Origin of the sequence: Arcanobacterium sp. S3PF19 (assembly GCF_000758825.1) — a bacterium.
In the GTDB taxonomy this organism is placed as follows: Bacteria; Actinomycetota; Actinomycetes; order Actinomycetales; family Actinomycetaceae; genus Arcanobacterium_A.
This window is the reverse complement of the sequence record NZ_JRMX01000014.1, coordinates 281,765-307,733: the sequence shown is the minus strand read 5'-3', so window position 1 is coordinate 307,733 and position 25,969 is coordinate 281,765. Positions and strand designations below refer to the sequence as shown.

Here is a 25,969-nt window from a genome sequence, read left to right as displayed (position 1 = left end):
ACCTCACTTCTTCGCCTGAAAATAATCCGGCTGAAATACGTAATCCTTCATTTTTACGGGAGTGTCGATCAGCCCGTAACGGTACTGCAGATCGGCAATGCTCTGCCATTTTTTCGGATCGGAGAATCCGAATCCGCGGCGCCGGGTAAGGTCGGACTGCCACAGATCGCCCACAAACAGCTCATTCATCGTTTGCAGAACCTGCTTTTCCTCACCTTTGAACCCGGGCGCATAGCGCATTGCGATTTTGACGCCCCCGGCAAGTTTCCCGTGCGTAAGATCCGAGAGGGAAGCATCCAGCGCGCGGATAAAACCCCGCACGGTCTGCGGATATCTGTCTATCAGATACCGGTTCGCCACCAGCACGTTTCCGTAGGAGGGGAAATAACGCTCCAGCGGGATTTCATGCACGGGAACGCCTTTGTTCTTCATGGCAAAATACCGCACGCGGGAAAAAATTATCGCGTCTGCCTCCCCGCCCTGCAGTGCCTGGGTGATTGCCGAAGTGCCCACTGTTTTCAGTGTCAGATCATTGCGCAGGCTGAACCCGTTTTTTGCCGCCAGGGCCTGCAGCTGCACAAAATTCGGGCTGCCCAGGCCGGTTACGGCCACCGTCTTTCCCTTCAGATCGGCCGGTTTTCGCACCGGGTTGCCCTCCAGACTCAAAATTGCCCCTATTCCCTGCTGATAGGTTGTGTGTACCACGCCGATCGGCACGCCGTTGGCGATTGCCGAAACAACTGAATCGCCGTTGGGGAAACCGAATTCCACATTTCCGACCGCCACATTTTTCAGCACGGTGGACGCATCTGCGTAAATGAAGCTCACGTCCAGTCCCTCGCGGGCAAAATACCCTTTTTCCTTCGCCACGTACAGCGGCGCATAGTAGGGGACTGCGGCTCCGTCAATCTGAACGGTAACTTTCGTCAGCCCGTGGGCGCGGCGCAGACTTATCTCCCCGCAGGCGCACCCGCAAAGGGAAAACAGCACGCCCAACAGCGCAAAGCACCCAAAAGCCCGCTTAAAATACCGTTTCATTCCGTCCATTATCCCTCCAGCGCAGAAAATAGTTTTCGGCGCACTGAATAAGCAGGTAGACCAGCACCCCGAAACACAGGATCGCGGCCACCGCCGCCAGCAGGACCGAAGTTTTGTAAGTCGAATTACCGAGCACAAGCAGATATCCCAAACCCTTTTCGGAAGCGATAAATTCCGCCAAAACCGCGCCCGTAAGCGCATCCAGCAGGGCAAGGCGCACGCCGGCGAAAAAGAGGGGAACGGCCGCCGGAATCTCCACTTTGTAAAAGAACTCCAATTTACCCATCACGAAAATTCGGCGCAGATGGTCGAAATCAGGATTACGGCTGCGCAAACCGGCCACAGTCCCGGAAAGAACGGGAAAGAACGCCAGCGACACAATCAGAATCAGCTGACTTTTCAGACCGAGCCCAAACCACAGCACAAACAGCGGCGCAAGAGCGATCTTCGGCATCGCCTGCAAAAACACAAGAAAAGGGGAAAGAGCTGCCGACACAAAGGCGCTTTTGCTGCACAGCGTTCCCAACAGCGCACCCAAAATCAGCCCGATACCGAAACCGCAGACCATATTCCGCGCGGTGTAAAGGAAATGCGCATACAGTTCGCCCGTTTTCAGCAGCACATCCAATTCTTTCAGCACTTCCGTCGGCGGGGGAAGGATAAAACGCGGAATCCGTGCCGCAGACACATACAGCTGCCACAGCAGAAGCAGGCAGAGCACGTAGGCAAACCATTTCAGGGCGGAAATGCCAAACCGAAACGGCTTATTTCGGTTCATCTTTGAGCTCCTCCCGCAAAAGATTCTGAAACTGCGCAAAGTCCGCGCCGGCTTTTACGTCTATCGTGCGCGGATAGGATATCGGCACGGTGTGAACCGCTTTTACCGTCCCCGGGCGCGAGGAGAGAACGCATACGCGCTTCGAGAGATACGCCGCCTCATCGGTAGCGTGTGTCACAAGTATGATGGTCTTTTCCGTGCTTTGCCATATTTTCAGCAGATCTTCCTGCAGCTGTTCGCGCGTAATGTAATCGAGCGCGCCGAAAGGCTCGTCCATCAGGAGCACCGGGGGATCGTATGCGAGCGCCCGGGCGATCTGCACCCGCTGCTGCATTCCGCCGGAGAGCTGATTCGGATAGGAATCGGCGAAATCCGCAAGACCCGTCATTTCCAGCATTTCCCCTATCCGGGCATCCGTCTCGGCGCGCGAAAGACCGGCTTTCTCCAGTCCCAGGGCGATATTTTTCCGCACCGAACGCCACGGGAGCAGCGTCGGGGACTGAAACACAAATCCCGTATCGGGCAGGCCTTTCTTTCTTTCCGTTTTCCAAAACCGCTGCACTTCTCCCGTAAAGTCCGTGTCCAGACCGGCGATGATCCGCAGCATTGTCGATTTTCCGCAGCCGGAAGGGCCGATCACCGACATGATTTCGCCCCGCCTGACTTCCAGGTTTACATCGAGAAGCGCGGTTGTTTCCGCTGCGCCGCGTCGGGAACGGTAACGCTTATTCACGTGCCGCAGTTTTACTGTGATGTTTTCGGATGTATCGTTCAACTTTCTCCCTCCGTACGCTTTTTCGGATGCCTGTTATTCGTGCGTCCACAGTCCGGATATCCGTTTTGCCGCCTCCTGCACGGGAGGCAGCCAGTGTTCGGCACCGGCTTTTGCCTCTGCGTCCCCCATTACCGCCCCCGCCATTGAAACCGAGGTTGTGACCGTATTGTGCGGCCCGATGATCGGCGCGGAAACCACCAGAACACCGGCGTTCAGCTCGTTGTAGCAGATGTCGTATCCGCGTTCGTGCACCGTTTTCAGGTGCCGGAGAATGTCTTTTTCGGATGTCAGTGTTTTGGGGGTGAATTTTATCCGTTCGCTGCGGGCAATCACTTCCTGCGCCCGGGAAAGGGGATATTCAGCGAGGATTACGCGCGCCGCGGCCGAAGCATGAATCGGCAGCATATCACCGGTGCGCACGGCCAGTGTTACGGGACGCGTGCCGTGCCAAAGCGCAAGACAGCGCACCTGGTTTCCCACGAAACGGCTTAAAAATACGGTTTCTTCGTATTCTTCGCAGAGGTTGGAGAGGATATCGCGGGAAGCGTCGTCCAAAAAACGCCCGCCGCGGCACAGCCCGATGGCTTCCGGACCGATTCCGTAGCGTCTGTCGCTGCCCCGCACCACGAACTGTTCTTCCGTGAGTGTGGAAATAATGCGGCTGATGCTGGACACGGGAATTTTTGTCCGCAGGGAAATTTCCGAAAGCGTTAAGAATTTTTCCCCTTCGGCGATAGTGCGAAGAATTGCGAGTGTGCGTTTTACGAGTTCCACTGTCTGCTCCGTTCTGTGCGCGCCGGAATTGCCACTCTATAAAAATACCTAATTTCGCTCCCGTATTTCCCTCTAGACATACCACTCCAAGCTCGCTATACTTCGTTGTACGGAAACTATTTTCGCTCAGCGGAAAGAAATAGTCAACAGGAAATTATAATTTAAAAGCGGTTTCGGAGCTGAGACCGGATTAAACGGCAGGAAAGGCGAACAATGAAAACTACCCAGACCGAACGCGGGTTTACGGGTTATCAGAAAAAAGTACTGGGAGCCGCATTGGGCGGCCTGGGACTGCAGAGCACAAGCACAATGCTTCTGTCTTTCGTGCTTGCCTCGATGCTCGTTGATTTTGGGATCAACAAAACGGCGGGCGGATTCATTTCCACAGTCACCAATCTGGGAATGCTGGCGGGAGGGATCGTGTTCGGCACGCTTGCCGACCGATTCGGAAGGGCGAAGAATCTTGCCCTTACCGTGGCCATCTTCTCTCTCGCCACGGCCGCTGTCGGCTTCGTGGACACTATCGGTGCGGTGTACGTGCTGCGGTTTCTCGTCGGCGTCGGCGGAGGGGGTATGTACGGCGTGGTTATGAGCCTTACGGCCGACGCATTCAGTGCCGGGCGGCGCGGACGGGTAACATCGTGGGTTACGATTGCCGGACAGTTCGGCGCAATTATTGCCGCCGTCGCCGCCGCGCTCATCGTACCCGCGGCAGGATGGCGCGCACTGTTTATCTTCGGCGGACTGCCCGTATTCTTCGCCATCTGGGCCTGGTTCTGCCTGCCCGAATCGGAGCACTGGAAGAAAGCGCGCGCGGAAGCCGGGCGCAACAAAAACGAAAAAATTTCCGTGGCCGAGCTCTTCCGCGCCGGACGCACGCCAACCACGCTGCGCCTGACGCTGATGGCAACCGTGCAGGTAGCGGGATATTTCGGACTGATGAACTGGCTTCCCTCGATTATCCAGGAGCAGGCGCACGTTTCCGTGAAAGGCTCTTCGACATGGATGATTGCCACAATCATCGGCATGGTTTTGGGTATGTTCGTATTCGGGCAGCTCATGGATAAAATCGGACCGAAATTTGCCTACGGTTTATTCCTTCTTGCCTCGGCCGTGGCCGTATTCCTTTACTCATTCTCCGCCTCTGCAGGCGCGATTCTGATCGGCGGGGCAATCGTCGGATTCTTCGCCAACGGAATGAACGCCGGATACGGGGCAATCGTCGGAAATCTTTATCCGACATATATCCGCGCAACGGCAAACAACGTTATTTTCAATATCGGACGTGCCGTGGGAGGTTTCTCCGCCGTGGCAATCGGATTCTTCCTCGACAACTATTCGCTCACCGTGGCAATGGGCTTCCTCTCGGTACTGTATGTAATCTCTTTCCTCACGGTTCTCACTCTGAACGTGAAGAAACACACAAACGAAGGAGCAGAGGAAAAATGAGTATTCACCTGAAAAATCTGCTTCCCGGAATGCTCGGGGAAGCAACACTGATCGTCGGTGATCCGGGCCGCGTGGCCTTAATCGGCACACTGCTGGAAAATGTGCACCAAATCACCGATTCGCGTGAATTTCAGGTTATCGGCGGCAGCTATAGGGGTATCCCCGTATCTGTCTGCTCCACGGGAATCGGATCCGGTTCCACCGAAATCGCCGTCACCGAACTGATCGAAAACGGTGCAAAACGGATTGTGCGCTGCGGCGGCTGCGGCGCGTGGCAGGACGGAATAAACGTCGGAGACATTATCCTGAATTCCGCCATGGCCCGCTCTGCCGGACTGATGTCGAGCTACGTCGAAGATTCCTTCCCGGCCGTAGCGGATCCGATTCTTCTGGGCGAAATCAATACGCAGATGAAACAGCACGACATGGTCACGCATATCGGAATCGGGCTCACGTCCGAAGGATATTACGCCGGGCAGTTCCGCGATCCGCAGACCGAAACCGGGAAACTCTTTACGCGCGGCGGCGGAATGGGATATTACCGGGACCGGGGCATCCTAAACTGCGAGATGGAAACAGCCATCCTGTTTATCCTGGGATCGCTCTACCGCATTCCCGTTGCCAACAGCCTTGTGGTACACGTCACGCGCAAAAACAACTTCTGGGCAAATGACGAAGATTACCGCCGCCGCCATCTCGCTTCGGCGCGGGCGGTACTGGAGGCAATTCACGCTGTTTGTGCCTGAGAAAGCGCAGGGCAAAACACTGACAAAATGAAAACAGACGGGAGGTGCCCGTTCCCAATTGGGAACGGGCACCTCCTTTGTAACCCGCCGCACGGCCGTGACGGAAAGTCACGGCCGGAAAGATTTTCTCCGGTCAGCGCGGGGCACGGATCAGCTTTTCCAACAGCTCTTCGTGCACCTGCGGCCAGCCTGCCAAAATTGACCCCTTTTCGCACACATTCAGATGTGTGCCGTCCATACGCGTCACACGCACACCGACTTCGCCGCAGATCAGCGAAGCTGCCGCAATATCCCACGGCGAAACAGACAGATGGACAAATGCTCCGGCCCTGGAGCAGGCAACCTCCGTCAGTTCGAGCGCGGCCGACCCGTAACGGCGGTGGCCCCTGGATTCCGTAAGCGCCTGACGCAGACGGGGAAGCGCACAGATTTCTTTCAGATCCGTGATCAAAACCGCATTCCGGTATCCCACGTCCTCAGGTACGCGCCCCAGAGGCTTTCCGTCGCAGAACGCGCCCTGCCCCCGAATGGCGGAATACACGATTCCGCGCACAACATCAACCACGATACCCAGCACGGGAACACCGTCTTCGGCCAATGCCAGCGAAATGGCATAATCCCGGTGGGTTGCCACATAGTTCATGGTTCCGTCGATCGGATCCAGTATCCATACCCGGCCGGCAAAGGAATCACGCGTATGCCCTTCCTCGCCCAGCATCGGATAACCGGTCGCCTGCTCCAGTTTCCCGGCAAGAAAATTTTCAATCTCCCGATCTACCTGCGTCACCAAATCATTGCGGTCAGATTTTACGCTGACTTCCAACTTTCCGGTGCCCAAGGCAATCTCCCGGGCGCGCTCCAAAAACGGCAGCGCCAAATCCCGCAGCTGCGCCAAACTCAATTGGGAAACATTCATTACAGCAACACTAACCCTTCTTAATAATTTTCTCTGCTATTTCTTCGGTAACGAAATCGAAGATCAGCACACCGGCTAATCTACCACTTCCCGCGGCCAAATCCCGCACGCCCCGTAATACTGTTTCGTTCAAAACAGCGGCGTACGCATCCGGGTATCCGGGCTCTCCGTTTGTCGCACTGATGTGGTTCAGCACCAGTCTGTCTTTCCATGCGGGGCAGTCGAGGGCGTTGGTCACCGCGGCAATTTTTTCTTCCACGGCCGGTCCGTCCCACAGATCCTGAATCGCCAGTCCGGGGCAGTCGTGCCACGGATATGCCCAGTGCAGGGCGCCGGCCCGGGTGGCCTCATATTCGTGCGGCGAGCACTCAAAAGCGAGCACTTTCCCGCGCAGCCGACCCACCGTGAGCTCCGAGATCTTCTCCTTCTGCGCGGAAGAAAACTCGAAAAACAGATCGGAATACCTGCCTACCAGTCCCTTCAGCGCGGGGCAGTATCTGTCGAAATCGTCCTTTTTCTCGTTCGCGTTTTGAAAACGCACCAACACAAATTCTTCCGGATTGCGGTTCAGAAAATCTTTCAGCGTTTCCAGTATCGTTTCGCCGCCGATATCGCTTTTCCATTCGCGGTGGGCGGCATACAGATCCCGGGTAAGCCGGATATCCAGATACCGCACACCGGCTTCAAGCTGCTCCGACAAAGACAGCGTCTGCGTCTTGTAATAGCGTTTTTGGCACGGACCGGTCATTGTGTCGTGCGTGCCGGGGATCAGCAGATCCCTGAGCAGTGTTTCGTCCGAAATGTTTTTTATCCAACCGACACTCATAACTCTCTCCTAAAAATCGGCTTTCGCTTCGCTGTGACGCCGTTTCATTCCGACCATCACATGCGACATAACCGCCGCCACCAGACTGAGAACAGCCAGGCCGATGAAAGCCGCGCCCAGAATCTCGGTGGAGGTAAGAATTTCGGTGACCACATTCCCGTTGGCATCCTTGACGGAGGGCGTGATCAGATTGCCGAGCACGATCGGAGCCAGCAGCGCCGGAATATAACCGATTGTGATTGCGAACGACATTGCCGAGGAGGCCTGTTTCTTCGCAATTCCGAATTCTCCGATCGGCGCATAGTAAACTCCGCGGATCATAAATGTGGTTGCCGACGCCAACAGCATCAGCACTACCAGCGTCCACAGCGTGGCCTGGGAAATCAGATCCTCGGGAACCTGACCGGCGGGATACTCGCTGACCGCCGGGTGATTGGTGAAGAAAATGCAGGCGATGGCGATCAGCAGCACTGCCAGCAGAACTTCCATCGTACGCATAAATTTCACCGTTGACTTAAATACCTTCTCCACCAGAATCGTGGACACCAGGGGCAGCATCCGCAGCCCGATCACCGCCGTTGCGAAAGTTGCCGCAGCCACGGCCGAGGTGCCGTACCCGGCCTGAAGATAGCGGGCAAAATACGTTCCCGCCGCAACGAAAGCGCCGTAAATGCAGAACACGTTGATTCCGGCAATCCACACAATCGGCAGTTTGGCCACGTGCGCCACACCCCTGATGGCTTCCAGCGTGCTGGAGGCGGTGGTTTCGTCGCCTACCTTTTCTTCCTTCGGCACCGTGAAAAACACCAAAATACCGGCTACCAGCACGATAATCGAGGAAGTGTACATGATTGTCTTCGGCGCAACGCCGCCCGCCAGCATTCCCGTCCACAGCAGCGAGACCAAAAACGCAAGCATTCCCCTGCCGAATTCAAAGAATCCGAATGCCGTTCCCTGATGGTCCGGACCGGTGGACAGGCTGACCGCCTTGAAGTTGGCAGGCTTGAAGAGAACTTCGGTGAACAGCAGCATCAGGAAGAAGCAGATAAGCAGCGTCGCGAAGGAAAGATGCGGCGATCCGACAGTGATAAACAGGGAAATGCCGCCCGCGCCGAGGGAAGAGATCAGCATGATGGTTCTGATCCTGAACCGGTCGCCGATCCAGCCCAAAGCAATGGTCCCCAGAATAATCACCAGACCCTGCATGGAATAAAGCGAGCCGGCCTGACCGTCCGATACGCCCATCGCGGCGGGAAAATCTTTCGGGATTGTGTTTCTGATATCCCAAAATGCGTAGATCAGCTGAGCGTTTACGGTAATCAAAATTAAGGAAATAAAGCTTGTGGCCGTAAAGCCAAGATTTTTAACTGCGTTTCGCATCGCATAGCCCCCTTACTATACACGTTACATATCCGCACCGGAGAAAACGGAATCCCGGGCGTCCTCTTATTCTGCGTGTGCGCACTCCTTTGCGCGCCGGTGACGCCGCCGGACGTTTTCCGGTTCGCCGAAGCGGACCGATACCCTGCCGGTCAGGATATCTTCCGTTACCTCAAATCTATTCAATCGTTTGAACGATGTCAATAGATTTTTCCTTTTTTATCTTAAAATTTAATTTTTACATTTTTGTAATAGTTTTTTTGATGGCTATTTTACGCGAATTTACGGTATTCACTTTTTTATTCAAACGTTTGAATCGTCACTTTCCGACGCGGCGTAAAAAGTTCGCCTGCGCGGTCGAAGAGCGCACAACCAGATGTGTGGGCACTGTCACCCGCCGGATCTCCGTTTCCCGCCCTTCCCGCCGCGCGCAGGCCAAAGAGAAAGCAGCTTCCGCCACTTTCCGCGGACAGCGGTCAATCGTGGTCAGAGAAAACGCAGGGCTCGCACCTGCCGCGGAATTGTCGAAGCCGACCAAAGAAACATCCGCAGGCACGTCAATCCCCGCTTTCAGCAGCGCCAGATACGCACCCATTGCACACTGGTCGTTGTAACAGACAATCGCCGTTGTTTTTCCCAGGGCCCCCACACGGGCGGGGAAAAAATTTTCGGCTTCCGCGTTCCGCCCGCGCTGCCACAGCCGCACCAACAGATCCTGCATAGCGGCAAAACCGGCGGAAAGCGTATTGCCTGCCTGCCACGGATACATTTCAATATCTTCCCGCTTCAGCACGGAAGCCAGCATTTCCAGCCGCGCATCGCCGGAAACGCCCTGCGGACCGGCCAGATAATACACACAGCGGTGTCCCAGCTGCCTGAGATGGGAAGCAAGCTCGGTCACGCCCTGCATATTGTCGCTGCGCACCAGATCGGCCTGCGGCAAATCCGTATCCTGGGCAATCACCACAGTCGGCAGAATATCCTCGTCCGTGTTGTATACGGGCGGATTGATCGCAATCACGTTCGCCACCCGCAGCTGCGCCAGCTTCTCCAACGCCGTTGCGGGATCGTCGTACAGCGCGGCGTTTTCCGCGATGATCCGGTACCCGCTTCCGGAAGCAAGATCCGCTATTTCACGCACATAGGCCGTGTGCAGCTCCTGATCGAAATGCGCCACTACTCCGAGCAGCTTTGGGCGAGACTGCGAAAGAAGCGCCCCCGAAAGATTAAAGCGGTACCCCAGACGGTTCGCTTCGCGGCGTACACGTTCCTGCACGGAAGGAGAGATACGCGAATCGTTGCGCAGCGCCAAAGACACCGAGGAAACGGAAACCCCCGCTGCGCGGGCCACGTCTTTCATCGTTACCTGCCGGCAGCCTGCTTTCGTTTTCTCCGCCATCATTTCCCCTTCGGATTCGTCCCGCCGGCATATACGGCGCGGCAGCGCACGGGAAAATCCGTACGCTTCGCGCTGCGCGGCGGCGTGCGAAAACGGCAGCGCCGCCGCGCACCCATCTATATGCTACCGACTATACGCCGCCGCCGCATTTTCTCCCTTCTGCGCACGCAGACAGAGGCACCGAGAAGAACAGAAAACGCATACAGACACGTCAGCGGCAGTGCGGCTCCCGTTCGGGAAAGACGGCGCGCACGATTCCCGGCGGAAAGCAAAACTTTATCCGATCCGCCCTTTGGCGTATGCGCGAAGCTTTCGCCGGGAGTGCCCGCAGGGGAAACTGATCCCGCTCCGGGCGTAACCGAATCGGAGGAATGCCCGCTCTCCCCGCCGGGGTTCACATCCGGCGGCAACGGCACACTAAACGGGGGTATAAACGGCAGCCTGTATCCATAATCAATCTCACCCGGCAAATCCGGCGCGGATGCATCTTCGTGCACGGCAGCAATCTCGGAAGCCGCGGAGAGTTCCACACTCACGCCGCCGGCCGGCGCAGAAGGATCTGCTGCGGAACGGTCCGAAACAGCATCCGCATTTTGCTCCGCGGAAGAACGCAGCGTCCACCGGTCACCGCTCCCCAAAGGCCGGGTATAAATCCGGGCACCCGCCTGCGAAACGGGTAAGAATACCCGCAGCGTTCCCTGCCAGTCCGCCTTTTTCCCATTTGCGTCAACCATTTGCACCGATACCGCGCGAAGAACGGAAATACGCCGGCCGTCCGGGGCGAGCCCTGCGATGAGCGACTTTACCTGCTCACCGTCTTGCGCCAGCACAGAGATTTTCGGCTTTACGCCTTCTGCAATATTCGAAGATCCGATTTCCGCTTTAATTCCCGTTTCGGCATCGGTGAAAGTTTTCACTTTGCCGTCCAGAACTGTAATTTGCGTCTTCAGCCCGCTGTCGGAGGCCAAAGATTCTTTGAATTTATCATTCACCTGCTCCGCGCGGTATATCTCCAATTTGCCCAAAGTATCGGGAAGGGCATACTCTCTGATTCCCTTTTTCTTCGATTTGTCGTAGGGCATGAGACTGCGCCCAAAACGCACCAGGTTCAGCGGATTGTCGGCAAAAGCCCTTCTGCCCACCGATTCGGTCCGATCCGGCAGCACAACTTCTTTCAATTCGTTTGTTTCAAAGGCACTGCTTCCGATCGTGCGCAAAGACGTGCCGAGCACCAAAGAATTGATTTTATTGTTTTCAAAAGCCGAATCCGCAATTTCCTCCACCGAATCCGGAATCCGCAGCACGCTGATCTTATTCCCCTTGAACGCATTGTCCTGAATGGAACCCAGTCCCTCGTGCAGGACCAAACGGGTAATTCCGCTTTCGTCGAAGGAAAATCCTTTATCAAAAGCACCGGCTTTGATCATCCGCACGGAAGCGGGAATCTCCACTTCCGTAAGTTTTCCCGCGCTGTGGAAAGTCAGCGCGCTGATTTCCGTGAATTTCGGATTCCGGGGAAGTTTCAGGAAAGTCAGCGCCTCGGCTTCGTCGAAAGCCGAACGGCCGATAAATTCCACACTGTCGGGAATGTCGAGCTTTTCGATTTTTCTGCTGTAGGCAAATGCATCCTCGCCTATGTAGCGCAGATTTCCGGGAAGAACAAGTTCTTTCACTTTTGCGTTTTGGAAAGCGCCGGCATAGATTCTTTCCAGACTCTGCGGGAAGCTTATTTTTCCTACGCCGAGATTGAAAAACGCTTCGGCATTAATCTCAGTGACGCCCTCCGGGATCCGGACTTCGGCCACATTCTTTACCCCGCGCGCCGGATTCTTAAACACCCCGGCGCCGATACCCGTTATCTTCACGCCTCCGATTTCCCCGGGCACCTCCAAGATCTGCTCATTGGCGGGTTTGGCCAAAAACTCACCGAGTTTATACCATTTGGTGATCACTCCCCGCGAGGGGCTGATCTGCCATTCGCCCACATCGGTCAGGTCTTTCGGCTGCTGCTCGTCGGAAATCAGGGGGTCGGGCACGGGAGCGGTGCCAATCTGCGGAGCAAATTTCGGCGCAGCGGGGAAAAGTGCCTTATCCTGCGGATTATTCGTCTTAAACACGGCCCTGATCATGGGCATTCCGAAATACCCCGTGGATTTCAACGGCACAAATTCGCCGTTAAACAGATACGCATGGGATACTGCGGAAGTTGAGGGGCGCACAGAGCCATCCAAAGCCACGGCAGGGGTGCGTCCGCCGGGCAAAATCTGCTTCACCGTCACATAGAGCTTCCGGTTGCCGCGAATCTTCTCCCCCGAAAGGTCAATCTGATTCCAAACACCGGTTTTCACCGTGATCATCCGCGGCTTTGCCACATCTATGATACGTCCGAGAGAATTTACCGCTTTTATCCGCAATTCCATCTTCCCGGAACGAAGATACGGATTGTTTCCCGCGCCGAAAATCCGCACCGCTCCCAGCTCGCAATCCGCACCGCCCGTTACGTCCACCGCAACGGCATTGCCAGTTTTTGCGTGAATAATTCCGCCCGCCAACGGGTTATTGTTGTCGTAGCCTATCTCACGCATTCCCGATTCACCCTCCGAAGGCACACTGCCCGCGCCGTCTTCGGAACCGGAAGACGGCGGCGGAGCCGGAAGAGATGCGTCTTTCTCCAGCACAACGTCAAGTTTTTCTTCCGTATCGGCATTCACCTCTATCGTGTGTTTCTGCGTCACGAAGCCCTGCGCACCGAGATAAACGTCATACTTTCCCACGGGGAGAGACGAAAAAGCAAATACACCCGTTTTCCCGTCCGTTTTCGCTTTCAGCCCCAGGGACGGAATCGAAATTCCGGCCAAAACCGGCTTCAGACCCGAAGAAAGAGCGGAAACGGCCGTCATTTTTCCGATCCTGCGCGGCGCCGGCTCGGTGTTTGCTTTCAGCGTCTTTCCGTTTAACTCCAACCGCAGGTTATCCACAGACCATCCCTCGCCGGATACGCCTCCGCCGACTATGCTGAACCCAAACAGATCAATGGTTTTTCCGGCAAACCGCGAAAGATCGATCCGCCTCTGCACCCATCCGTTTTGCTGCAGTTTCGTAGGATAATTAAATACTTCCAGGGCTTTTTCTTCCGGCGCTTTGGGCACGCCCAGCGCCTGGAATCCGATCACGCCTCCGCTCCAGGAAGCATTTTCGTCAAAGACGAGCTCCGCTTTATCCGAGGCTTTTATGCCGGTCAGATCTATGGCGGGCAGCTCGAATGTGGACTGCGGAGCATTTCCCATTCCGAGCCGGTTCAGATTCAGACCCAAAATTTCACTGCCGGAGGCAGGTTTCGGGTCGGCCTGAAGATTTACCGTACCGATTCCAAAATCGCCTTCTGTGTCGATTCCGGCCTCCCGCTGCTCAAAATCGGTGAAATATTCTCCGGGTTTTACGGATTCTTTTACCGTTACGGGCACTTCTTCCGTTGTGTATGTATCGCCGGAGGTGGTTTGCGCCTGCACCGAAAGCCGATAATTTCCCGCGCGGGTAATTTTATCTCCCGGAATTGCGATCTTATAGAAAGCGCTTCCGTTTTTTCCTACCGAAACTTTCTGTTCGGCTGCCTTAGTGCCGCCCTGCAGCAAAACAAGGGTAAGTGTTTTAATATCCGCAGAATCGCCCAACTCAACGGATACAGGCAGAGAGCGGCGCACATAGGCGCGCGCCGGGATATCAACGTCGGCTTTGATTTCGGCGGGCGCAGCTGCCTTTACCGAAACTTTTCCGCTTAAAGTTCCCGTTTTTGCCTCCGGCAGTTTCCCTGCCGCGCGCAATGCCGCATTTACCGTGTCCAAAGCATCCGTCACGCCATACCCATAGCCAAAATTCGGCTTGGACGGATAATTTTCATCCGTTCCGCCGCGCGTATTCTTTTTCAGCAGGTCTTCAAGCTGCGCCACGGAAAGATTCGGATTGGCCTGCAGCGCCAGAGCAGCCACGCCGGACACGTGCGGAGCGGCGCCGCTGGTGCCGTCCCAGGAAGCGTAACGTCCGCCCGGCAGTGAGGAGCGGATATGCACGCCGGGAGCCGTCAAATCCGGTTTAAGTTCGGCACCCGGCCATTTGCCCGGTCCCCTGCGGGAAAAATCAGCCAGACGCCCGTCGTTGTCTACGGCACCTACGCTTAACACACCGGGCATTGAACCGGGATTGTCCACCGAACCGGGCACGGCTTTTACCGCACCGCTGTTTCCGGCACTGAAAACATTTAAAATTCCCGCTTCACGGATAGTCTTGGACACTTCTTCCAGCCACGGATCGGGTTTGTCCGTGCCGTCGGACCAGCTTTGATTAATGATTTTGGGAGCTTTGCCCGGATCGCCTCCCGGAGCGAGCATCCACCGGCAGGCTTTGATAATATTGGCGTTGCTTCCTCCGACCCCGTCGCGGAATGCACGCACGGCAATAAATTTTGCACCCGGGGCAACTCCGATCCGATTTACCCGCACTTCGGTATTGCCACGCATTCTCGGCTCGGAACCGACCATAATTCCCGCCACATGAGTGCCGTGCGTATCTGTATTTCCGCTGCCGACAAGGTCCAGATAATTGCCCTTTAATTCGATATTGCCCGTTTTCGGGTCATATCCGCGAAAATGTGTTTTTAAGGCAGGATGGGAAAAATCCACACCCTGGTCAATAAGACCGATGGTCACGCCTTTTCCGTCGATTTTTCGCATATCCCACACTTTGTCTGCGCGGATCGCCTTTATGTTTTCTTCCACCTCCGCAGATTCGTCAAACTCTGCGCTGCGCGGGGAACCCACGGCGGCACGGCGTGTTTTTGCGGGCTTAACCGGATGTACACTGCGATTGGGGCTGACAGAACGCACCTGCTCCAGCCGGGCCAACGCGTTAAGCACGTCGGGGCGGGCCTTCAGATTAATCGTATTGGCAATTTTCAGCTGCTCAAAACTTTTCACTCCCGGATTGCCCGCAAGAATCTGCAGAGCCTGCTTTTGCGCCGCGTCTGCCCTCAGTGAGGCGGCACGCAGAGCGATCGCCGCCATGGGCGCATTCGGCGTAAGTTCCGCACGGGCCTGCGAAATCCGTCTGTCCGGGGCACTGTCGGCAAAAGTAACGAGCACGTCGGCAAATCCGTCCGGCCCCACACGTACATCCGAAGAAATTTTTACCCCGGATTTCCCATTGTCCGGCATATCCGCAGCCGTGCCCGCGCCAAAGGCAAACGCCCTGCCCATGCCTGCGCAGCAGGAACTGAGCGCAAAGAGAAAAGCGAAAAAGAAAACCATTGTTTTTCTGCGCGTAAAGAAAACACAGTCGGGTGAAAAAAGCATAGATAACCCCCACAGGCTGCAAATACAAAAATACGGACAAAGGGTATCCTAACATAATTTTACCTGCGAGAACACCCCCAAACCCGCACGTCAGGGCAATTTAGGAAACAGACCTGCGCCCCGCGGGAACGGAAACGCCCGCGGGAAGAAAAAGAAAAATTGAGCTGTTACAATAAAAGACGCAAAAGGAGCGTCTCCTTTGCCGATACGCACACCGGCCGCAGATGCGGACGGAACACAGACCGTGCCGCCGCAAAACGGCACAAAAGCGAGAGAACGAAGAGTTACAGAACATGAAAAAAATTTCGATACTTGTAGGAAGCCTGCGACGCGGATCTTATGCGCGTAAAATAGCGGAAAACCTGGCAGAATATTTCCCTGCGGGCTACGAGGCAAAAATAGTGGAAATCGGCGGTCTGCCGCTTTACAGCTTTGATTACGACGATCCGGAAGTAACCGATATGCCCCTGCCGGAGGAATACCGCGAATTTAGGGAAACGATCAAAGCCTGCTGCGGAGTTCTGTTTGTGACCCCAGAAAACAACCGGACCATTCCCGCCTGCCTGAAAAATGCCGTTGACATCGGTTCGAAGCCAAACAGCGATGTGGCATGGAAAAACAAGCCGGCCGGAATCGTCAGCCATTCCGTAGGCAGCATGGGCGGATACAGCGCGCAGAAGAATCTGCGTCTGGCACTGTCGTATTTCGATATGCCCCTGCCCGGCCAGCCGGAAGTTTTCCTTGGGCACTCACCCAAACTGCTGGACGAAAACGGAAAAATCTGCGCACCCGACACGGTTGCGTTCCTGCGCCGGTATATTGAAAATTTCGTCTCTCTGATCGAAAAGTAACCCCGCATCTCTTCTGCGTGCCCGCCTTCCGCGGGGAAGGCGGGCACGCATCAACGCTCTTTTCTTTCGATTGACACATTCACACCTGCCCGCAGATATTAACGCAAAGCATGCCGATGGCTTAGACTACTGCTATGAAGATGCACTCAACGGCACACTCCGCACGCGCGGCGGAGGCACAGACGGAAAAAACATCCCATTCTTCCGTGGTAAGTTCATCGCTGGTAATGTTTCTCGGCACATTCACCTCACGAATCCTGGGCATGATCCGCTCCCCGGTTTTGCTGACTCTGGTGCTCGGCCTGAACTCTCCGATTGCAAATTCCTTCGATATTGCAAACAAACTCCCCAATATTATTTTTGCAACCATCGCAGGGGGACTGATAAACGCGGTTCTGGTTCCCTCCATCGTGAAGGCATCCGAAAACTGTGCGGACGGAGGCAGCGCCTTTATCAACAAGCTTCTTACGCTCTCCGTTACCGTTTTGGGCGTTCTCACCGCCGTGCTCACACTGGCCACACCTTTGGTGGTAAAAACTTTTGCTTCCACGATGGACGCGCAGTGGTACTCCATGACGGTATTTTTCACTTACTGGTGTCTGCCGCAGCTGTTTTTTTACGGCCTGTACGCAATACTCGGGGAAATCCTGAACGCAAGGGAAAAATTCGGCCCGGGCATGTGGGCTCCCGTGCTGAACAACGTCGTGGCAATCGCCGGCCTTTTGCTGCTGCTGCTGCTTTTCGGACGTGCCACTGCGCAGACCGTCGGAAATCCGCAGGCATGGCAGGGCGCGCGCGGGCTGATTCTGGCAGTTTTCTCCACCGCGGGCGTTGCTTCGCAGGCACTGATTCTCTTCAGGTTTCTGCATCTGGTGGGAATCCGCTTCCGCCCCGATTTTGCATGGCGCAATTCCGGTCTGGGCACGGCGGGCAGGGCATCCCTCTGGGTTCTTTTCCTCACGTTCATTTCCATTATCCCCACGGCTTTGGAAACAAATGTTGCCTCGGGCGCCACGCAGAAAGCGCTGGATGCGGGAACAGACACCGCTTTGGTTGCGGGAAATGCCGCCTATACGGTTTCTTTTTCCATCTGCCAGCTTCCCACATCGCTCATTACCGTTTCGATCGCCACCGCCATGTTCACCCGGCTTGCCAAAGCCGCGCAGAAACACGACTATGTGCAGATGCGCCGGCAGGCGGCATCCACGATAAACACCGTCTCCGCCTTTAATTTCCTCGCAATTTCCCTAATTGCCGTGCTCGCCATGCCCGTTTCCCGGATTTTCGTGCCCGCCGGTTCGCAAAATGAAATTGTTTCTCTGGCGTTTGTGGTGGTCCCGATGAGCTTTACTCTTCTCGGAGCCGGGGCGACGATCGTATTTAACCGCGTATGCTATTCGTTCAACGATATGCGCGGTGCTTTTTTTATGGCTCTGCCGGCGCAGTTTATTCTGGCGGGAGGGTATCTGCTGTGCTCCCTGCTGCCTCCCGTATATACGGTAAGCGCAATCGCCGCGGTGATGAGCGTTGCCACGGCAACCAGCGGAACGCTTCTGTTCCTCCGCTGCCGAAAACTCCTGCAGAGAATTCACGGGCGAGAAATTCTGCGCACACACCTGAAGCTGCTCGCCGTCACGCTGCTGATTACCGTTCCGTTTTTCGCGGCGGTAAACGTGTTTGCCGCACACATAACGCAGGGCGGATTTTTCAGATCCGTGATTGTGATTTTGGTGGTTACACCGCTGATGGGAACGGCATTCCTGGCGCTTCTGAAACTTTTCGCAATACGTGAGCTGGACGCCATTATCCGGGCTCTGGCTCTGATCGCCTCCAAACTGGGACTGAAGAAAATAGCCGCGAAAATCAGATAAAGCCTTCTTTCGCGCGGGCCAAAGAGGCAAAACACGCCGCCGGCCGTGCGCGCACGGCTTACCGGAAAACAGGAAAAGATTCCGTTTCCCCTCCTCCCTGATATAATCAACATCGTGCTTTTAAATTTTGACGATAAAGAAAAAGTCCGGGAACTGCGCGAATTTACCGACTCTTCCCCCTACGGTTCACTTATGCAGACATTTGGCTGGGCACAGGTGAAAAAGGGCTGGCAGCACCACTGTTTTTACACCGAGGAAAACGGCCGCGTCACTGCCGCGGTTTCCGTGCTTTCCATTGCGGACAAAGATATCGGCGGACGTTTTTTCTACGCTCCGCGCGGACCGGTATGCGATCTTTCCGATACCGCTTCGGTGTGCGCACTTCTGGGGGAAATCAGTGATTTTGCCCGGTCACGGAACGGATTTTTATTCCGCATGGATCCGGAAATTCCCGAGAACCCCGAAATTGAAGAGCTTTACCGCAGCTGCGGATACACGTTCCGCAAAGACCACGGATCCACTTCCCAGCCGCTGCAAAGCCTGGTTATGGACTTTTCAGAGTCCGGTTTCGCAAATGCCGAGGAGATCCTGGCTTCGCTGTCGACCAATACGCGAAAAACGGTCCGGCGCTCCTACCGCCTGGGAATCAGCAACCGTGTGGGCGGGCGCGGCGATCTGCCGGAGTTTTACCGCATTTTGGAAATAATGAATAAGTATCACGGCATCACTTACCGTCCCTACGACTATTTTGAGCGTCTTTACGACGCCTTCCCGGGAAATGTGCGGCTCAGTTTTTCGATGTACGAAGGCGAGGCAGTCGCCACATCCATGCTTGTGACGCACGGCAACCGGGCATTTTCGATGTATGGCGCGGATACCCACGAATATAATCTCGGGCAAAGCTACCAGATCAATTTTGAGGAACTGAAATACACTTTTGAGCACGGATACCGTTATTACGACATGGGCGGTATTTTTTCCACGGACGAAGAAAACGACGGTCTGTACCGTTTCAAGCGTAAATTTACGGGCGACGGCGTTGTGAACTGGATCGGAAATCTGGACATTCCGTTGGACGAAGAGAAATACGCTCTGTTTATCAGACGCTCAAAAGCCCGGGCACACTAGAGACGCAAAGGTGGGAAAAATGACGGATGCGGAAAAAATTCTTCCGGTTATTTTGGGCACGGACGAGAATTCCTATACGATTGCACGCAGCTACCATGCGGCATTCGGAAAAAAGTGCGTGGTTTGCGGGGCGGGCGTGCTGCTCCCGTTTTACCGCACTTCAATCGCCCACCTGCACACCGATCCCCGGTTTTCCTCGGATCCGGATGTATTTTGCGCACTGCTCAACTCGGTCTACGCAAAATACCGCGATGAAATTGACGAAGTGATGATTTTCGGCCCCACCGAAGAATACCTGGAACTTCTTTACTCCTGTCTCGAAAATTTGGATTTTACGCCCCTGCTTCCCTACCCTGATCCCAAACTCGGGCCGGCTCTCGCAGACAAAAACTATTTCTATTCCCGGATGGAAGAGTGCGGCGTGGCCGTGCCCAAGACGGGTGTTGCCACGGCAGAGAACTACTGCCGGGCCGTCCCCGAAGAAGGTGCCCTGTTCCTGAAAGCGGCCAATTACGGGGAATTTAACCGTTTTGACTTTCCGGGCAAACACAAGGGATTTTTTGCCGCGGACCCAAATGAGGCACGCGCATATCTCGGAAGTGTGTTCCGCAGCGGGTTCACCGGGGAAATGCTGGTCCAAACCTATATTGCGGGCACAAACGAACAGGAGTATTCGGTAAACGGATATCGCAGCAGACGCACGCAACAGTGCACTTTTGTGCAGGCGCGCAGCGTGCTTACCGACAAACGCCCGATGTGGGTGGGCAATCATCTGCTTCTGACCGACACCGACCGTTCCGATCTGTTTGGAATGTGCACCCGCGCCCTGGAAAAACTGGGCTACTACGGATTTTTCAATTTTGATTTCAAAGTGGACGCGCACACGGACCGCCCGTATATGCTGGAGTTAAATACGCGTCTCGGGCGCAGTTTCCACTACGCAAACCTCAACGGCGTGAATTTCATTGAACAGGCGGTGCGCGATTTTGCGGGCGCGGATCTGCCCGAAATCAAACGCAGGCCGTTTAACTGGATCACAGCCGACCGCGCATCCGTCGAAAAGCTGCTGGATGGGGAGAATCTGGCTCATTTCCGGGCCGAAGAAAGGTATCGGAATACGGGCAACGCACTTGACTACGCGGCGGATTCCGATGCGCTGCGCAGGGCAAGAATTACCGCGCACCGAAAGAAACTGGGTTCCGAACTGGCGCAGATGGTTCGCGGATAGGTTCGTTACGGGCAGCGGCGCAGTATCTGCCCAAATGCCCGTTTTTCCGCGGCCGATACACTGAGCTTCCATTTGCTCTTCACCAGAATCTGCTGTTTTGCGTACGCGCACCGAAAAGAGCTGTTCGGGGGAACCCACTCACTGATATCGGACGCGCCTTTGGCAACGTTTTGCGGACCGTCTACGGCAAGAAGATTTTCGGTATCGTTGGCAAACTCGGCGCGCTCCCGGGCAGTCCACCGATAGGCACCCGAGCGCCATGCATCGGCGAGCGCAACCACATGATCTATCTGAACTTTCTGCGATGTATTTTTCCCCCGCCGAAATTCAATCGTTTCTCCCGTATAAGGATCGTTCAGCGTGCCGGAGAGTACCACGCAGTGATGTGTTTTTGCCTTAAATACGGGATTTTTCAGATCGCGCCCAAGAATATCGTTTCGCGTATCGCACCCGTTGCGGTCGGTGTCTGCCCATGCCGGCCCGAATTCTTCCCGCCGGTAATGCCGATAGCCGGTATCTGTGCGGACAGCCAGCCGTTCCAGCCGGCGGGCAGAGGGGGTGTCGGGCAATTCCGCCGGCGGCGCACCGGATAGAAGAGCGCGCAGATTTCCCCCGACTTTCCACCCGTATTCGGCCTCCAACCCGGCTATATCCGGACCGAGCCCAGGAACGGACAGCCAGAGGAAAAGAACGGCCGCGCACAGCAAAATAATCCTTTTTCTCCGTGTTTTTCCCATGGAACACATTATCCCGAAAAATTATCCGCGGCAGAAATTCTTTCCACAGCAGGCTTTTATGTTTTCCGGGTGCGCCGGGTCCGGCACTATTTTCCCGCACGCGTCCAGGAGCAGGTCTTATATTCCAAAAGAGAAATAATTTCATATACGGCAAGTCCCAAAACCGCCATTGCCGTGATTGCGGCAAACATATTCGGATAATCCACAAGGCTCCAGGCGTTCATGATCATATATCCCAGACCGGAAGTACCCGCCACCGACTCGGCAATAAACAGCAGTGCCACACCCGTTCCGCCGGCAATCCGCAGCGCCGCATATAAATCGGGCAATACCGCCGGCACAATAACATGCCGGTATATATCCGCCCTCCGGGCACCCATGGAACGCACGGAATCAATATATGAGTGCGGAACGCGCCGCACCGCGTCCCTCATCGCCATCATTACCTGGAAAAACACCGTCACGCCGATCAGCGCGATTTTTGCGGCGTCACCGAGGCCGAGCAGAACCAGAAATACGGGCAGCAGAACGACTTTCGGAACCGGGTAGGTAAGAAACAGAAACGGGGCAAACACCCTATCCGCTTTTTCACTGCGCGCAAGCGTCACCGCCACGGGGAAAGCAGCGGCAGTCCCCAGGCACAGGGCACAGAGCACGCGGTAAAAGGAAACCGCAAACTGCGGCAGAAGTGCGGGAAATTGGAGGAAGAACACAGTGAAAGTGGTATAGGGACCGGGCACGGCCGGGGAACGCAGAACGAGTGCCGTTGCCTCCCAGCCCAAAAGAATCAGGAGCAGAGCGGCGCAGTAGCCCCACAGGGAATATATTTTCCGTATTTTTCTTTTCCGTGTTCTATGCACCGGGCTTCTCCTCCCGGGCCCGGCGCAGCAGGGCGCGCAACAGCTTCGTCATCTCAAACAGTTCCCCGGAGTTGCGGTAGTCCTGCCCGCCCTGCCCCGGATTGTCCACAACCGAGACGATCCGCCCGGGATTGGCGGCCATCACCACAATTTTTTTGCCCAGCAGAGCAGCCTCCTCAATCGAATGCGTCACCACCACCTGCGCATATCCGTATGTCTTTTGCATATCGAGCAAAAGCCTCTGCATTCTTTCGCGCAGCAGCGCATCCAGGGCAGACAGCGGCTCGTCCATTAAAAGCAGGTCACAGCCCAAAATCATCGCCCGCGCAATTGCCAGACGCTGTCTCATGCCTCCGGAGAGCTCCTGCGGATACAAGTCCGCGCTGCGCTCCAGCTCCACCTTATGCAGAAATTCCATCGCGGCGGCGCGGGCCCGGGCTTTCGGCACTCCTCTTATCTCCTGCCCGACGCAGGCATTTTCCAGTACGGTTTTCCACGGCAGCAGACCCAGATCCTGAAGAATCAGAGCCGTGCGCTCTCTGGGAGCGGTCAGTTTTCTGCCGTCCACGCGCACAGTACCCGAAGTCGGCGGCAAAAGGCCGTCGATAATCCGCAGCAGGGTTGATTTTCCGCAGCCCGAAGGGCCCAAAACAGCCACACTTTCACGGGCTTCAATCCGCAAATCCACCTCACGCAGCGCCGTTACTTCGCCGCTGCGGGTCCGGTAGCGGTGTGTTACTTTTTCAAGAGACAAAACACGCATCGTAAAAGAACTCTGCCTTAATCCGTTCGCGTATTTCCGTTATGCCTTTTTCAGCGCTCCGCTCTTCGGATCGTAGGAAAGAGAGTCGGCATAGCCTTTCTCCTTCATCCATTCCAGCACGGACTTCACAGATTCGGCCTGCGGCCGCGCCGCCGCCGGATAATGGGGAACCGGATAGGTTGCCTTCAGCGGATCGGCCAGTTTTGTATTGGCCACCATCAGTTCACGCTGCATTTCGGGATTGGCGTTGATCTGCTTCACCGCCGCGTCCCAGGCAGCGCGCAAAGCCTTAACCGCTTTTTGCCCGGCGCGGTCTTTTACGAAATCACTTCTGAATGCCATCACCGACTGCGAAAGATTTTCACCGGCTGTATCCTCGGCAATCACCTTTGCCCCCTGCAGTTCGCCCAATGCCAGCAGCGAAGCGGGAAATACGCCGGCTTCCGCCTCTCCCTGCATTACCAGCTGGAAGCGCACGGGCAGTTTTTTCAGCTCCTCTTTCATGATCTGCGACTTTTCCACGCCCGCATTGAGCATGAGCCGGTCCATCACATATTCAAGCATCGTGCCCGAACCCACACCGATTGGCGTTCCTGCCAGGTCTTTCAGATCCCGTACTTTCGATTTCGGCCCGACCATGATTCCGAATCTGCCCTCTTTTGCCGTCTGCCCGAGTGTCACCCAGGAAAGAGTCATCGGTGTGCCGCCTTTGGTTAAGGAGGCGGCAACGGGAATGTCCGTCATTGCCCCGTCAATTGCCTTTGCCGCGAGCGCGGCGGAAAGCTCCTGCGCGGAGGAAAACACCGAAATTTTGACTTTCACGCCCTGCTTTGCAAACAGCTTTTCCTTTTCGGCTTTCCACATCGGAAGAAAATCCTCTGTGGCCAGTGTGCCCACATTCACGGTCTGTTCCTGCGCCGCCGGCCTGTCTGCGGATGCCTTTTTCGTGCTTTGCGCCGTCGAATCGGAGCAGGCGGCCAAACCGAGCACCGCCAGTGCTCCCGCGGCAAAAACAGCCATCGATTTTTTCAGCAAAGAGAGAGATCCACCCATCATTTACCCTTCATATCATAGAACGTCACTATAATATTTCCACGGAAAATGCCGGCAGTAAAACCGGGATGGAAACCGGCTTTTCAGAAGCCCAGATCGCGGGCAACCTGCCGCAGACGGACTGCCGAGGCGGTGAGTCCGTCGCGTTCGGCAAGCGTCAGGGGCGGGGTGAGCACCCGTCCGGCACCTTCGCGTCCGACGATCGTCGGAGCAGCCATGCACACATCGGAAATTCCTTCCCATTCTTCCAGCAGCGTGGAGACGGTAAGCACCCGGTTTTCGTCGCGCAGCACCGCTCCCACAATCCGGGAAGCCGTTAAACCGATTGCGTAATTCGTAGCTCCCTTGCCCTCGATAATCCGGTAGGCGGACTGCACCACGTCGTGCGCGATATTTTCGCGCATTTCGGCGTCGAACAGTCTGCCGCCAAGCGTGGGACCCCAGTGACGCAGCGGCACATTGCCGATTTCCGCGCTGGACCACAGGGCAACTTCGGAATCGCCGTGTTCGCCTGCCACATAGGCATGGATATTCTGCGTGGCTACGCCCGTTTCGCGGGAAACAAGATAGCGCAGGCGGGAGGTGTCGAGCACCGTGCCGGAACCGAATACGCGCTCACGCGGCAAACCCATCAGCTTCAGGGCAACATATGTGACTACGTCCACGGGGTTGGTAATAAACATGAAAATTGCGTCGGGGGCCACTTCCTGCAGATTGGGCAGAATTTTTTTCATCAGATCAACCGTTGAGCCGGCGAGGTCGAGACGCGTCTGCCCCGGTTTCTGCTTTGCCCCTGCGGTGACGATTACCATATCCGCTCCGCGCACGATTTCAACATCGTCGGAACCTTCCACACTGGAGGTGGGCGTGAACTGAATTCCATGCGCAATATCGAGCGCTTCGGCTTCCACTTTCGGTTTGTTGATATCGTGGAGCACAATAGAGCGCGCGTCTCCCTTAATCGCACAGGCATAGGCGACCGCCGTACCCACGGCGCCGGCGCCGATCACGGCAATTTTTGACGGACGTCCGGTGGACATTGGATACATTCCGGTTGCAGTTTCACGCATAATTATTCCTTTCCCTGAAGTTCCGTTCCCATTATCCCCTATCGTCTTCGCGCACTCAATAGGTTTTTCTCACACCGCCCGCGGCGCAGGAGGCGGCGGAAAACCGGAAAATTCTTTTTTGCCGCGAAATCCGGCCCATCTCAGACGGGGAAACATTTCGCCCGGCACCGGCGGCGCCGGGCGGACACCGCCTGCGCACGGAGGAAATAATTATTGGCATACCGTATGTCGGTCATAGATATAAACTATACCCATTGCATTTTTGATAGATATTTCCTATTATATGAACGTAAGAAAGAACGTAGCCGGCGCGCCCGGACGGGTGCGCGGCAAATACCGGAACAGAATAGGAGTTACCCGATGGGTCTGATTAACACACACATTCTTCCGTTTGGCGCCAACGCATACAAAGACGGCAAATTCACCCGGGTGGGCGATACCGACGTGCTGGGCAAATGGACAATCTTCTTCTTCTACCCCGCAGACTTCTCGTTCGTCTGCCCGACCGAACTGGAAGACCTGGCAAACCACTATGAGGAACTGCAGAAGCTGGGCGTGGAAGTGTACTCGGTCTCAACCGACACGCACTTCGTGCACAAGGCATGGCACGACGAGTCCGAAGCCATCGGCAAGGTTAAGTACACCATGATCGGGGATCCCTCGGGCGAACTGTCGCGCAACTTTGAGGCTCTCGACGAACAGAGCGGTCTCGCAAACCGCGCCACTTTCCTGATCGATCCGCAGGGAGTGATTCAGTTCCACGAAACAACGGCAGACGGAATCGGGCGCAACGCCGACGAACTGCTGCGCAAAGTAAAGGCCGCGCAGTACATTGCCGCGCACCCGGGCGAAGTCTGCCCCGCGAAGTGGGAAGAAGGCGAAGCCACCATGGCTCCGTCGATTGACCTCGTAGGCAAGATCTAAAACAGTGCCGCCGCAGCCGCCGTCTCCGTCAGTCAGTCAATATCCGAAAGTGTGAAAT

Annotated in this window: 21 protein-coding genes; 7 read left to right on the top strand and 14 right to left on the bottom strand. The window is 55.7% G+C overall.

Going from position 1 to position 25,969, the window contains the following annotated elements; translation table 11 throughout:
- Positions 1-3: 3 nt before the first annotated feature.
- From HMPREF1631_RS05700 to HMPREF1631_RS05685, 4 genes are read right to left on the bottom strand one after another with little or no spacing between them, the layout of a single operon-like run.
- The gene (locus HMPREF1631_RS05700; protein WP_034233483.1) at positions 4-1,038 is read right to left on the bottom strand and encodes an ABC transporter substrate-binding protein; all 1,035 of its coding nucleotides are present in this window, start codon (positions 1,036-1,038) and stop codon (positions 4-6) included.
- On the bottom strand, positions 1,022-1,816 hold the full coding sequence (locus tag HMPREF1631_RS05695) for an ABC transporter permease (RefSeq protein ID WP_052047160.1): 795 nt from the start codon (positions 1,814-1,816) through the stop codon (positions 1,022-1,024). The genes HMPREF1631_RS05700 and HMPREF1631_RS05695 overlap by 17 nt, the downstream gene beginning before the upstream one ends.
- Positions 1,803-2,591: an ABC transporter ATP-binding protein gene (locus HMPREF1631_RS05690; protein ID WP_198017384.1), complete on the bottom strand. Its 789-nt coding sequence runs from the start codon at positions 2,589-2,591 to the stop codon at positions 1,803-1,805. The genes HMPREF1631_RS05695 and HMPREF1631_RS05690 overlap by 14 nt, the downstream gene beginning before the upstream one ends.
- Positions 2,592-2,624: 33 nt before the next feature.
- Complete coding sequence (locus HMPREF1631_RS05685) at positions 2,625-3,365, bottom strand: IclR family transcriptional regulator (RefSeq protein ID WP_034233250.1); 741 nt, start codon at positions 3,363-3,365, stop codon at positions 2,625-2,627.
- A 213-nt stretch (positions 3,366-3,578) separates the two neighbouring features.
- Here HMPREF1631_RS05685 and HMPREF1631_RS05680 point away from each other — a divergent pair, with 213 nt between their 5' ends.
- Positions 3,579-4,814, top strand: coding sequence for an MFS transporter (locus tag HMPREF1631_RS05680; protein ID WP_034233248.1), 1,236 nt, complete (start codon positions 3,579-3,581; stop codon positions 4,812-4,814).
- Positions 4,811-5,560: a nucleoside phosphorylase gene (locus HMPREF1631_RS05675; RefSeq protein ID WP_034233246.1), complete on the top strand. Its 750-nt coding sequence runs from the start codon at positions 4,811-4,813 to the stop codon at positions 5,558-5,560. The genes HMPREF1631_RS05680 and HMPREF1631_RS05675 overlap by 4 nt, the downstream gene beginning before the upstream one ends.
- A 133-nt stretch (positions 5,561-5,693) precedes the next feature.
- On the opposite strand, the gene HMPREF1631_RS05670 is transcribed toward HMPREF1631_RS05675, so the two are convergent.
- The 5 genes from HMPREF1631_RS05670 to HMPREF1631_RS05650 all read right to left on the bottom strand — a co-directional run bounded on the left by HMPREF1631_RS05670 (position 5,694) and on the right by HMPREF1631_RS05650 (position 15,426).
- The gene (locus HMPREF1631_RS05670; RefSeq protein WP_034233244.1) at positions 5,694-6,476 is read right to left on the bottom strand and encodes an inositol monophosphatase; all 783 of its coding nucleotides are present in this window, start codon (positions 6,474-6,476) and stop codon (positions 5,694-5,696) included.
- A gap of 10 nt (positions 6,477-6,486) precedes the next feature.
- A complete protein-coding gene (locus tag HMPREF1631_RS05665; RefSeq protein ID WP_034233242.1) occupies positions 6,487-7,302 on the bottom strand; it encodes a hypothetical protein in 816 nt (271 codons plus the stop codon).
- 9 nt (positions 7,303-7,311) lie between these two features.
- A complete protein-coding gene (locus HMPREF1631_RS05660; protein ID WP_034233235.1) occupies positions 7,312-8,682 on the bottom strand; it encodes a nitrate/nitrite transporter in 1,371 nt (456 codons plus the stop codon).
- 319 nt (positions 8,683-9,001) lie between these two features.
- Positions 9,002-10,084, bottom strand: a complete 1,083-nt coding sequence (locus HMPREF1631_RS05655) for a LacI family DNA-binding transcriptional regulator (protein WP_084707506.1) — start codon at positions 10,082-10,084, stop codon at positions 9,002-9,004.
- A 113-nt stretch (positions 10,085-10,197) separates the two neighbouring features.
- Positions 10,198-15,426, bottom strand: a complete 5,229-nt coding sequence (locus tag HMPREF1631_RS05650; protein ID WP_084707504.1) for a leucine-rich repeat protein — start codon at positions 15,424-15,426, stop codon at positions 10,198-10,200.
- 293 nt (positions 15,427-15,719) lie between these two features.
- Here HMPREF1631_RS05650 and HMPREF1631_RS05645 point away from each other — a divergent pair, with 293 nt between their 5' ends.
- From HMPREF1631_RS05645 to HMPREF1631_RS05630, 4 genes are all read left to right on the top strand, one after another.
- A complete protein-coding gene (locus HMPREF1631_RS05645; protein WP_034233476.1) occupies positions 15,720-16,277 on the top strand; it encodes an NADPH-dependent FMN reductase in 558 nt (185 codons plus the stop codon).
- Positions 16,278-16,411: 134 nt separating this feature from the next.
- Positions 16,412-18,148, top strand: a complete 1,737-nt coding sequence (gene murJ / locus HMPREF1631_RS05640) for a murein biosynthesis integral membrane protein MurJ (protein ID WP_052047159.1) — start codon at positions 16,412-16,414, stop codon at positions 18,146-18,148.
- 114 nt (positions 18,149-18,262) lie between these two features.
- A complete protein-coding gene (locus HMPREF1631_RS05635; RefSeq protein ID WP_034233472.1) occupies positions 18,263-19,276 on the top strand; it encodes a peptidoglycan bridge formation glycyltransferase FemA/FemB family protein in 1,014 nt (337 codons plus the stop codon).
- Between the two features lie 19 nt (positions 19,277-19,295).
- Positions 19,296-20,504: an ATP-grasp domain-containing protein gene (locus HMPREF1631_RS05630; protein ID WP_052047158.1), complete on the top strand. Its 1,209-nt coding sequence runs from the start codon at positions 19,296-19,298 to the stop codon at positions 20,502-20,504.
- 5 nt (positions 20,505-20,509) lie between these two features.
- Here the strand turns inward: HMPREF1631_RS05630 and HMPREF1631_RS05625 are convergent, their stop codons facing one another.
- From HMPREF1631_RS05625 to HMPREF1631_RS05605, 5 genes are all read right to left on the bottom strand, one after another.
- Positions 20,510-21,241, bottom strand: a complete 732-nt coding sequence (locus tag HMPREF1631_RS05625) for an HNH endonuclease family protein (protein ID WP_034233228.1) — start codon at positions 21,239-21,241, stop codon at positions 20,510-20,512.
- 86 nt (positions 21,242-21,327) lie between these two features.
- A complete protein-coding gene (locus HMPREF1631_RS05620; RefSeq protein ID WP_198017382.1) occupies positions 21,328-22,101 on the bottom strand; it encodes an ABC transporter permease in 774 nt (257 codons plus the stop codon).
- Positions 22,094-22,864 (bottom strand): ABC transporter ATP-binding protein, encoded by a 771-nt coding sequence (locus HMPREF1631_RS05615; protein ID WP_034233227.1) that lies wholly within the window; start codon positions 22,862-22,864, stop codon positions 22,094-22,096. Before HMPREF1631_RS05615 ends, HMPREF1631_RS05620 begins: the two co-directional genes overlap by 8 nt.
- A 39-nt stretch (positions 22,865-22,903) precedes the next feature.
- Complete coding sequence (locus HMPREF1631_RS05610) at positions 22,904-23,920, bottom strand: ABC transporter substrate-binding protein (RefSeq protein WP_198017381.1); 1,017 nt, start codon at positions 23,918-23,920, stop codon at positions 22,904-22,906.
- Between the two features lie 80 nt (positions 23,921-24,000).
- Positions 24,001-24,987, bottom strand: coding sequence for an L-lactate dehydrogenase (locus tag HMPREF1631_RS05605; protein ID WP_034233225.1), 987 nt, complete (start codon positions 24,985-24,987; stop codon positions 24,001-24,003).
- 360 nt (positions 24,988-25,347) lie between these two features.
- On the opposite strand from HMPREF1631_RS05605, the gene ahpC reads away from it, so the two are divergent.
- Positions 25,348-25,911, top strand: a complete 564-nt coding sequence (gene ahpC / locus HMPREF1631_RS05600) for an alkyl hydroperoxide reductase subunit C (protein ID WP_034233223.1) — start codon at positions 25,348-25,350, stop codon at positions 25,909-25,911.
- Positions 25,912-25,969 lie beyond the last annotated feature (58 nt).